General features: G+C 65.5%; 10 protein-coding genes and 1 tRNA gene. 5 read left to right on the top strand and 6 right to left on the bottom strand.

What is annotated here, in order from left to right; genetic code table 11:
- Positions 1-422 precede the first annotated feature (422 nt).
- Positions 423-989, bottom strand: coding sequence for a TetR/AcrR family transcriptional regulator (locus tag EZ304_RS18660; RefSeq protein ID WP_099552866.1), 567 nt, complete (start codon positions 987-989; stop codon positions 423-425).
- Positions 990-1,159: 170 nt separating this feature from the next.
- Here EZ304_RS18660 and EZ304_RS18655 point away from each other — a divergent pair, with 170 nt between their 5' ends.
- Complete coding sequence (locus EZ304_RS18655; protein ID WP_142807824.1) at positions 1,160-1,990, top strand: universal stress protein; 831 nt, start codon at positions 1,160-1,162, stop codon at positions 1,988-1,990.
- Here the strand turns inward: EZ304_RS18655 and EZ304_RS18650 are convergent.
- From EZ304_RS18650 to EZ304_RS18625, 5 genes are all read right to left on the bottom strand, one after another.
- A complete protein-coding gene (locus tag EZ304_RS18650) occupies positions 1,938-2,831 on the bottom strand; it encodes an AraC family transcriptional regulator (protein WP_142807823.1) in 894 nt (297 codons plus the stop codon). The two genes, EZ304_RS18655 and EZ304_RS18650, sit on opposite strands and share 53 nt — an antisense overlap.
- Before the next feature lie 117 nt (positions 2,832-2,948).
- A complete protein-coding gene (locus EZ304_RS18645; protein WP_142808127.1) occupies positions 2,949-3,413 on the bottom strand; it encodes a GNAT family N-acetyltransferase in 465 nt (154 codons plus the stop codon).
- A gap of 120 nt (positions 3,414-3,533) precedes the next feature.
- The gene (locus EZ304_RS18640; protein ID WP_428999703.1) at positions 3,534-3,845 is read right to left on the bottom strand and encodes a GFA family protein; all 312 of its coding nucleotides are present in this window, start codon (positions 3,843-3,845) and stop codon (positions 3,534-3,536) included.
- A 437-nt stretch (positions 3,846-4,282) separates the two neighbouring features.
- Positions 4,283-4,735 carry a hypothetical protein gene (locus EZ304_RS18635; RefSeq protein ID WP_142807821.1) on the bottom strand — a complete coding sequence of 151 codons (453 nt, stop codon included), beginning with the start codon at positions 4,733-4,735 and terminating at the stop codon, positions 4,283-4,285.
- An 818-nt stretch (positions 4,736-5,553) separates the two neighbouring features.
- Positions 5,554-5,630 (bottom strand) — tRNA-Arg (locus tag EZ304_RS18625).
- 183 nt (positions 5,631-5,813) lie between these two features.
- Here EZ304_RS18625 and amaB point away from each other — a divergent pair.
- The 4 genes from amaB to EZ304_RS18605 all read left to right on the top strand — a co-directional run bounded on the left by amaB (position 5,814) and on the right by EZ304_RS18605 (position 9,475).
- Positions 5,814-7,346, top strand: a complete 1,533-nt coding sequence (gene amaB, locus EZ304_RS18620; protein ID WP_049398541.1) for an L-piperidine-6-carboxylate dehydrogenase — start codon at positions 5,814-5,816, stop codon at positions 7,344-7,346.
- On the top strand, positions 7,346-8,149 hold the full coding sequence (locus EZ304_RS18615) for an SDR family NAD(P)-dependent oxidoreductase (RefSeq protein ID WP_099552871.1): 804 nt from the start codon (positions 7,346-7,348) through the stop codon (positions 8,147-8,149). The genes amaB and EZ304_RS18615 overlap by 1 nt, the downstream gene beginning before the upstream one ends.
- Positions 8,150-8,414: 265 nt before the next feature.
- Positions 8,415-8,699, top strand: a complete 285-nt coding sequence (locus tag EZ304_RS18610; protein WP_099552872.1) for a DUF4190 domain-containing protein — start codon at positions 8,415-8,417, stop codon at positions 8,697-8,699.
- 5 nt (positions 8,700-8,704) lie between these two features.
- Positions 8,705-9,475 carry a class I SAM-dependent methyltransferase gene (locus EZ304_RS18605; protein WP_099552873.1) on the top strand — a complete coding sequence of 257 codons (771 nt, stop codon included), beginning with the start codon at positions 8,705-8,707 and terminating at the stop codon, positions 9,473-9,475.
- The last annotated feature ends 2 nt before the right edge of the window (positions 9,476-9,477 follow it).

The following is a 9,477-nucleotide window of genomic DNA, read 5'->3' as shown; positions in this document are numbered from 1 at the left end:
TTGGGATGAACGCATCCACCGCCCGCGCGAATGCGCGACGTCGTCGACTGCCACATGGTGATTTCCCCGGGCGGCCCGCAGAGGCCGCTGTTCAGTAGGTCGCCTGGGACGAACTCATCAGCCACGCAACGCGCGCGAAGCACGTTCTGCCGGCTCGATGGCCACTACAACCGTCCCTGGACCTCGTAGGTCAGGTATGAATTTCAGTGACTACGATACCGCACCGCAACAAAAGTGTGATGAACGTCTCATTTAATTTTGCCGATTCCGGCGTTATTCGACGACCACAGTTGTAGCAATCCGGAAGTGCGGCCCCGTGCACGATTCCGGCAGCGCGAACGCCCTTTCCGGCAAGACGTCACGCGAATTCGGCGCAGGTTCCGTAGGTCTTGTCGGCACGAAATGCGCCATGGGCGCCACGATCAGCCCTTCATCGCCCCATGCCGGAACGAGGCCAACAGCGTGGATGCGGCCATTGCCGGGGCCAGACGGCCGCGCGCAAGCGACCAGGTGATGCCGTAGAAGCAGGTCCAGTAGAAGTCGGCCAACCACACCGCGGTGAACTCCACGTTGAACTCACCCACTCGCTGGCCGCGCAGGAAAAACGCCTCGAAACGTTCACCGATCGGAGCCCAGCGCTCCGGCAGCAGATGCAGGTCACCCTGGCGCTGCTGCTCTTCCATCATGCGCGCGAACACCAGCGTCACCAGTTCCCAGTCGGCCAGCAGCGCTGCCGTGACCTGCTCCAGCACCTGCTGTGCATCCACGTTGCCATCGAACGAGCTTGCCGCTGCTTCCAGGCGTTCGAATCCCGCCGCGAACAAGGCCTCGTCAATCGCCTCCCGCGTTGGCGCGAACCGGTACAGGGTCGCGCGACTGATGCCTGCCCCGCGCGCCAGTTCGCTGAGCGTGCAGCGAGGATGGCTGACCAGGGTGGCAGCAAGGGCGTGGTGCAGGTCGCGGCGTGTGCGGGCAGTGGCAGGTCGCATGGAGGGGCCTGGATGCAGAGTCCGATCACGCTAGCATGAATCATCAATTAATAAACTGAATCATATTTGATTCACTCGAATCACGAATGCGCTACAACACACCTGCGTCCGGTGCACCCGGGTCGGTGCACGGCAGGGAACGCGTCACAGGCATCGAAGGAGACAACGCCATGCTGCATCCGCTACGCGACATCGCCGTGCTCTTCGACGCCAGCGATACCGGGGACCGCGTACTGAGCATTGCCGCGCATCTGGCGAAGGCGCAGCAGGCGCATCTGGTCGCGGTATCGACCGCCCAGCATCCCACCGACATCGCCAACGGTTTCGCGCGTGGCGCGGGCATCGCCGCCGCACTCGACCATGAAGCCCGCGCCGACGCCGCCTGCACCGCGCAGTTGATGCAGAACCTGCGCGACGCCGCCGAGCCGCTGCAGATCAGCACCGAACTGCGCATCGTCTCGGACTATCTGGGCGGCGCCGATCTGGCCCTGCAGTCGCTGTACTGCGATCTGATCGTCGCCGGCTATCCGCGTACGCCCGGCGCTCCCTCCGGCTGGTACCCACTGGGCACACTGCGCCAGACCGGCGTGCCGATGCTGCTGGTGCCGCCGCACTGGAAGGGCGAGCAGGTCGGCCGGCGTATCGTGGTGGCCTGGAATGCCAGCAAACAGGCCCGTCGTGCCGTGGCGGATGCCCTGCCTCTGCTGGCCCGGGCGCAGGCCGTGCACCTGCTGATGGTCGACACGCCCAAGGCTGAAGCCGCGCCGGGCGCCGAAATGGCCCAGCATCTGGCGCGGCATGGCGTCGAGGTCGAAATCCAGGCGATCAGCTCCAGCCAGGGGGGCGTTGCCGCCACCATCCGCCAGCATGTACTCGATGCCGAAGCCGATCTGCTGGTGCTGGGGCCCTACAGCCGCAGCCGCGTGGTCGAACGCGTGCTCGGCGGCGTCACCGAGGATCTGCTGGCCGAAGTTCCGGCGCCGCTGTTCGTATCGCACTAGCGTCACCCTGCCCGGCGCGACGGTAGCCGGTCAGCGACTGGCCGGTATGCCGCCGGAAGTAGCGGCACAGGTAGGACGCATCCTCGAAGCACAGGCGTTCGGCGATGCGTCCGATCGGCAGTTCGCTGTAGCTCAGCAGGGCCTTGATCTCCAGCACCACCTGGCGGTCGATCAGCGCCTTCGGCGTTTCATCGAAGCATTCCCGGGTCAACTGCGAGAGATAGAACGGGGTAATGCACAGCGCCTCGGCGTAGGACTGCACGTCGCGCTGGCGCGTGCTGCGCTGGCCAACCAGCTCCCAGAAATTCCAGGCCAGGCGCTCGCGCCGGCCGACCTGCGGCGCGGCCTCGGAATGTTCCGGAAGCAGCGTGGCGAACTTCAGGAACAAGGTCTGCAGCAGGTTGCGCAGCATCACGTGCCGATGGCGACCGCCGTTGTGCTGCGCGTCCATCAACTGCTGCAGCCAGCCCAGCAGCAGCGGCACCTCCAGCGGTGACGGCACACAATGGGGATGCTCGTGCAGGAACTTGAACAATGCATTGGGCAGCACGTAGGCCACCTCCGACGCCAGCGCTTTCGGCATCAGGCAGACCACCGCCAGGAAACCGCGCGAACGCTGCCGCAGCAGCGCCAGCGTATCCTCCGCCAGCACCAGCACGTCGTGCCGCTGCACCGCCACCTCGCGGAAGTTCAGTGCGAAACGCGCACGCCCAGACACGCACACCAGCACCGCCAGATACGCGTGCCCGAACGACAGCGGAACACCCAAGCCTTCCGCCAGCGTGCTGACCTCCAGGCGCATGGATTCGTCCTGTTCCAGAAGCTGGGGAATGCGGTCCACGGGCTGATCCGGCGGGATTCCGGGGCCCAGCATATCGGGCCCGGCGCCAGACTTGTGAAAAGTACCGAAATGATCAAGATACCGCCCCCACCCGCAGCAGCCGACGCTGAAGCTGGGTCAGACCCCGCTGCGCTGCATGAACAGCAGTTCCGGCGTCGAAGCGTCTTCCACCGGCTGGAAGCCGAGATCGCGGTAGAGGGCCACCGCTGCGACATTGTCACGGTAGACGCGCAGGGTCAGGCGCTGCACTCCAGGCGACCGCAGGGCCTCGGCACCCAACAACTGCACCAGCACCCGCCCCAGGCCGCGCCCACGCGCCTGCGGCGAAACAATGATGCGGCCCAGGTGGGCGGTGCCGGGCGCGGTCAACCAGTACTGGCCGAACCCCAAGCACGCGCCCTCCCCGTCCAGCAGCACCCAACCCGGTCGCTCGGCCAGTTCAAGCGTCTGTGCGAACGCTTCGGGCAGCAGAGGAAATGCAACGCCTGGGCCGGCCCAGCGTTGCGTCGCTGCAAGCGAATCGAGCCAGCCAGCGATACGTGGGTAATGCAGTGGTTGGACCGGTTGCAACTGTGCGGGCATGAGGATGCCTGTGTGGTCTGGCCCACTGATTGTGAGCGGCCCGCCCGGCGCCGTCACGCTGCGCGGCAGCCGTTGAATGTTGTCCTGCGACAATGCCCTTGCACCATCACAGTCGCAGCTTCATTCCTGCAGGTAGGTAGGGCCGTCCCAGCCATCAAGGTACTTCGGCAACTCATCGCGAACCTCAACTACGCGTTGCCGGTAGTAGAGATGCATTGTGGGCGCCATGGCAACGTCCAGCCATCCGCCGTCTGCGCGGGCGAGCATGGCGTTGGGAACGACACACATGCCCAGACGGTTCGTGCCGAACACAACCTCGCCGCACGTAGCACAGAAGGTCTTCTTCAGCTGCTTCTGGGGGTGGCTGAAGCTTCGCGCATCGAAGGAGGCCATCTGAACCGACGAAGCCTCCCAAGCCGTCGCGGAGAACATGGTGACACCGTAGAAGTCCCTGCACGATGAACAGTGGCAGTTGGCGCGTGCGACCGGCTCTCCAGCCAGCTCAATGGCGACGTTCCCGCACAGGCACGCTACTCGTATCGACATGATGACCCGGAAGAGAGGGGACTGGCGCGGATTCTACTGCCATCTCTGGAACACATGCCGACTGCCCCAACAGAAAATTCAATCGGCCTCACCCACAGACGCAACGTGTCGTCCATCGCCGTCGGGGTCTTCGGGCGCTTCCTCCCGATACCCTTTCCCTTCAGGGCCACCAAGGTATCGGGCATGTCGTACCGCACGACGATGGTGTTGATGGCGCGCTCGCCGATGTTGCCCACCTTCTTCACCCGGAGGAAGGTGACGGCGGCGAGCTTGGCGCGGAGTGTAAAAGAGAAGGGCCCGTCGGAGAGCGGGCCCTTCCTTGTTCATTTGCCGGTTGTTGCCGACTGGATGGGCTTCGGGGTGGTCAGATCGTAGGCAAAGCATGCAGCCTGCATTTCCGTAAGCGCCTTCCGTCGATCGTGCGACGCCTCTCTGCGATCCGTGATCACTGGGAGCTTCAGACGAATCACGTCGGCGATGGCTTTACGATCAGCAATTGCCGCGGATCCCCCAAACCCAGAGTCCTCCAGCGCCTTTCCCGCCATACCAGAGGCGCCCCCCAATGCACTTAGTCCGGCTATCGCACCGGCGTGCTTGGCAGCGTTCGCCGCCGTAAGTGCAGGTGCGATGACCGTGCCCGCGACCAGCCCGATCCCGTACACCCAGAGGGACGCCTTTCGCTGATCAACGGATTTGTTCTCCATCCCGAGGATGAGCTTCTTGCATTCCGCCAGTACCGCTGGCAACGCCTTTTCAACGTCCGAGGCGTCATCCACCTCCTCTCCAGGCTCATACCATCCGTCGCGGGGAAGCCTCCTCGGAGGCTTGACTCCGCTGGGATCAGGCGCCTGGACCTGACCGTCAACGGGGGGCGGCGGAGGTGGGGGTGGAGGTGGAGGTGGTGCTACGTCGGCCCGGGAAGGATGGCCAACGAAAGAGATGTTGTAGGGTGCAGTGGAACCCCCCTTGGTTGAACAACCAACGCAAAGCACAGCCGCAACCAGAACAGCGGTCATCGCCTTCATGTTGCCCCCTGTCGGCGGCGTCATGCCACCGCTGGGGCCTTTACTACCACAGGATTGCGGTTTTCACGGGACCGACAATCCGACGCTGCCCACCTTTTGCTGGGGGCCCAGCTTGGCGGACACCGGTTGCATGGCCTGCGGCCGCGTGAATCCAGCCTCCACCTGGGCCAGGTACCCAGTCCGGACGCACGAGGTGGGCAGCCAAAGTGTTGAGAGCGATCCAGACGAAGATGGCCGGGGGCGCACGAAGTCGGCAAGTGGCGCGAGGCGCCGCTGGGCCGGTATGCGCGCTGGGCACTTCGCTGTCTATCCGATCCGCTTGTCGCCGTGCACAAGAACACGGTATGGCCATCACCGGAGTTCCGTTGCGACAGATGCAGTTCCGGCCAGGCATGCCGACTACGCCACTATTGCGAAGTACTACGCGCACCTCACCCCTGAGGGCGATGACGGTGCGGTGGCGAAGCCAACCTATTGATTCGCCATTACCTCCACTGTGACCAAATGGTGCCTTTTGATGGTCCGATATGGCCTGTGGCGATATAGCGGCTTTCGCAAGCTGTTGATTCTGGTGACCCCGGCCCGATTCGAACGGGCGACCTTCCCCTTAGGAGGGGGACGCTCTATCCAGCTGAGCTACGGGGCCATGCAGCCGGGAAGTTTACAGGCAACACACCCTGCCCTCCAAGCATTCATGCTCCGTACGATTCCGCTGGCGCGTTGCACCATGGCCGGACAGGCCGCTCTGCTACCATCGGCGATTCAGTTCATCGCGTCCCCCAGCTGCCCGCGATGGCACCAAACAACGTAACGAAACACAGGAGTCTGCATGTCTTCCGAGCTGCTCAAGTCCCTTGGCCTGGACGCGATCAACGCTGGCACGTACCTGGGCAACGGGGAGTGGTCGAGCGCGACCAGCGGTGAGCTGATCACCCCGGTCAACCCGACCACCGGCGAGCCGATCGCGCAGGTCCGCGCGACCACCGAGGCCGAGTACGAAACCGTCGTCGCCCGCGCCCAGGAAGCCTTCAAGGTCTGGCGCACCACGCCGGCGCCGCGCCGCGGTGAAGCCGTGCGCCTGTGCGGCGAAGCGCTGCGCAAGCACAAGGATGCGCTGGGCTCGCTGGTCGCCCTGGAAATGGGCAAGAGCAAGCCGGAAGGCGATGGCGAAGTGCAGGAGATGATCGACATCGCCGATTTCGCCGTGGGCCAGAGCCGCATGCTGTACGGCTACACCATGCATTCCGAGCGCCCCGGCCACCGCATGTACGAGCAGTACCACCCGCTGGGCCTGGTCGGCATCATCTCGGCCTTCAACTTCCCGGTCGCGGTGTGGAGCTGGAATTCGTTCCTGGCCGCCATCTGTGGCGACGTGTGCATCTGGAAGCCGTCCAACAAGACGCCGCTGACCGCCATCGCCTCGCTGAAGATCTGCAACGACGCCCTGCGCGAAGCCGGCTTCCCGGACATCTTCTTCCTGATCAACGATGCGGGCACCGCGCTGTCGGAAAAGATGGTCGATGACCGTCGCGTGCCGCTGATCAGCTTCACCGGCTCGACCCAGGTCGGCCGCACCGTCAACGAAAAGGTCGCTCGCCGCCTTGGCCGCTGCCTGCTGGAGCTGGGTGGCAACAACGCCATCATCCTGGACGAAACCGCCGACCTGAAGCTGGCCGTGCCGGGCATCGTGTTCGGCGCCGTCGGCACCGCCGGCCAGCGCTGCACCACCACCCGCCGCCTGATCGTGCACCGCTCGATCTACGCCGACGTGCTGGCCACCCTGGTCAAGGCCTACAAGCAGGTGGAAGGCAAGATCGGTGATCCGACCGATGCCGCCAACCTGATGGGCCCGCTGAACAGCGACGGTGCCGTGCAGCAGTTCCTCGATGCCATCGCCCAGGCCAAGGCCGCCGGCGGCACCATCGAAACCGGGGGCACCCGCATCGACCGCGCAGGCAACTTCGTGCTGCCGGCCATCGTCTCCGGCCTGAAGAACAGCGACGCCGTGGTCCAGCACGAGACCTTCGCGCCGATCCTGTACGTGATGCCGTACGACAGCATCGACGAAGCCATCGACATGCAGAACGGCGTACCGCAGGGCCTGTCGTCCTCGATCTTCACCCAGAACCTGAAGACCGCCGAGAAGTTCCTGTCGGCCGCCGGCAGCGACTGCGGCATCGCCAACATCAACATCGGCACGTCCGGTGCGGAGATCGGCGGCGCCTTCGGTGGCGAGAAGGACACCGGCGGTGGCCGCGAGTCCGGTTCGGATGCGTGGAAGGTCTACATGCGCCGCCAGACCAACACCATCAACTATTCGGACTCGCTGCCGCTGGCCCAGGGCATCAAGTTCGATCTGTGATGGCAAACGACGCCGAGACGTCTGTGGGTCGGATCCCCGCAGGGGCTCCGACCCTCGACTTCAGCGGCCGCCGCGTACTCATCGCCGGTGGCAGCAAAGGCATCGGTCGTGAAATGGCGCTGGCATTTGCCGGCGCCGGTGCGCAGGTCTCGGTCTGCGCCCGCGGCCAGGCCGGACTGGATGCCCTGCGCGCCGATGCGCAGGCACAGGGCACCCCGCTGCATACCGTCTCCGCCGATCTGGCCGATGCCGGCCAGATCCAGGCCTGGCTGCAGGCCGCTGCCGATGCACTCGGCGGCATCGATGTGCTGGTCAACAACGCCACCGGCTACGGCATGGCCGATGACGAGGATGGCTGGGCCGCCAGCCTGCAGATCGACCTGATGGCGGCGGTACGGGCGTCGCGCCTGGCACTGCCGTGGCTGCGCGCATCCAGCGATGCCTGCATCCTCAACCTGTCCTCGATCGCCTCACAGCAGCCGCGCCCCGGTGGCGCGCCCTACGCCGCCGCAAAGGCCGCGCTGTCGCACTACACCACCTCGCAGGCACTGGCGCTGGCCAAGGACCGGATCCGGGTCAACGCCATCGCCCCCGGTTCGATCGAATTCGACGATGGCCTGTGGGATCGCCGCCGCACCGAAGATCCGACGCTGTACCACGGCACCCTGGCGAAGATCCCGTTCGGCCGCTTCGGACACCCGCGCGAGATCGCCGACGCCGCCCTGTTCCTGTGCTCGCCGCTGGCGCGCTGGGTCACCGGCAGCGTGCTCAACGTGGATGGTGGCCAGGTGTTGATGGGCTGACACCGGCACTTCGGTAGCTGCCAACCTTGGTTGGCATGCCTTTCGTCGACCAAGGTCGACGCCTACCCGGCTGAAATGCCCTTCGTCGACCAAGGTCGACGCCTACCAGGGCTGGCACCTCGTTCGTCGACCAAGGTCGACGTCCGCCAGGGCTGACATCCCGTTCGTCGACCACGGTCGACGCCTACCGCATCCTTGCACTTGCCGGGCATGGGATTGCCTGGGCAGACGCACTATCATGTGCACACTGCCAAGGAGGACCCCGATGAGCGTGGCACCCCGACAGACAAGCGCCCTGGCCGTAGTCAGCCTGGTCATGGGCATCGCCAGCTGGACCGTCCTGCCCTTCGTGGCCAGCATCGTGGCCATCGTCACCGGCCACATGGCCCGCGCCGAGATCCGCCGTCGCCCGCAGGAACTGGAAGGCGACGGTTTGGCCGTCACTGGCCTTGTACTGGGCTGGGTGATGGTCGGCGCCGCTATCGCCGCCATCCTGGTCTTCATCCTGTTCTTCGGCGGCCTGGCCTGGCTCGCCGCGATGTCGAACTGATCGCCATGACCACTTCCGACAGCACTGAACGCTTCAGCAGCCGCGTCGCCGACTACGTCCGCTACCGGCCCGACTACCCGCCCGCCCTGCTGGAGTGGCTGCATGGCCCCATGGGCGTCAGCCACGAGGCCGTGGTCGCCGACATCGGCGCCGGCACCGGCATTTCCAGCCGCCAGTTTCTGGCCACCGGCCATCCGGTCATTGCGGTGGAACCGAACGCCGCCATGCGCGCCGCCTCCGAACAGTGGCTGGCGCCGCAGTATCCGCAGTTCAGCGCCATCGACGGCCGCGCCGAGGCCACCGGGCTGGACGAGGCCAGCGTTGACCTGGTCAGCGTCGCGCAGGCCTTCCACTGGTTCGACACCGTGGCGGTGCGCGCCGAGTGGCAGCGCATCCTGCGCCCAGGTGGCCTGGCACTGATCTACTGGAATTCACGCCTGCTCGATGCCAGCCCGTTCCTGGTCGGCTACGAACAACTGCTGCTGGACTACGGCACCGACTACACCGCCGTGGCCGAGCGCTACCAGGACGACGCCACCATGCAGGCCTGGTTCGGCGCCGGGCTGCGCGGCATGGTGCAGCTGCCGAACGTGCAGTACCTGGATCTGGATGCGCTGCAAGGGCGCCTGCTGTCCTCCTCCTATGCCCCCCAGCCCGGTCACCCGCGCCATGCGCCGATGATCGCCGCTCTGCAGGACCTGTTCGCCGCCCACGCGGTCGACGGCCAGGTTGCTTTTGAATATCGAACCCGAGCCTTCCTCGGCACGCTGGACTGAAC

Source organism: Stenotrophomonas maltophilia (assembly GCF_006974125.1).
Taxonomy (GTDB): Bacteria; Pseudomonadota; Gammaproteobacteria; order Xanthomonadales; family Xanthomonadaceae; genus Stenotrophomonas; species Stenotrophomonas maltophilia_O.
This window is presented reverse-complemented; position numbering and strand designations above follow the sequence as displayed.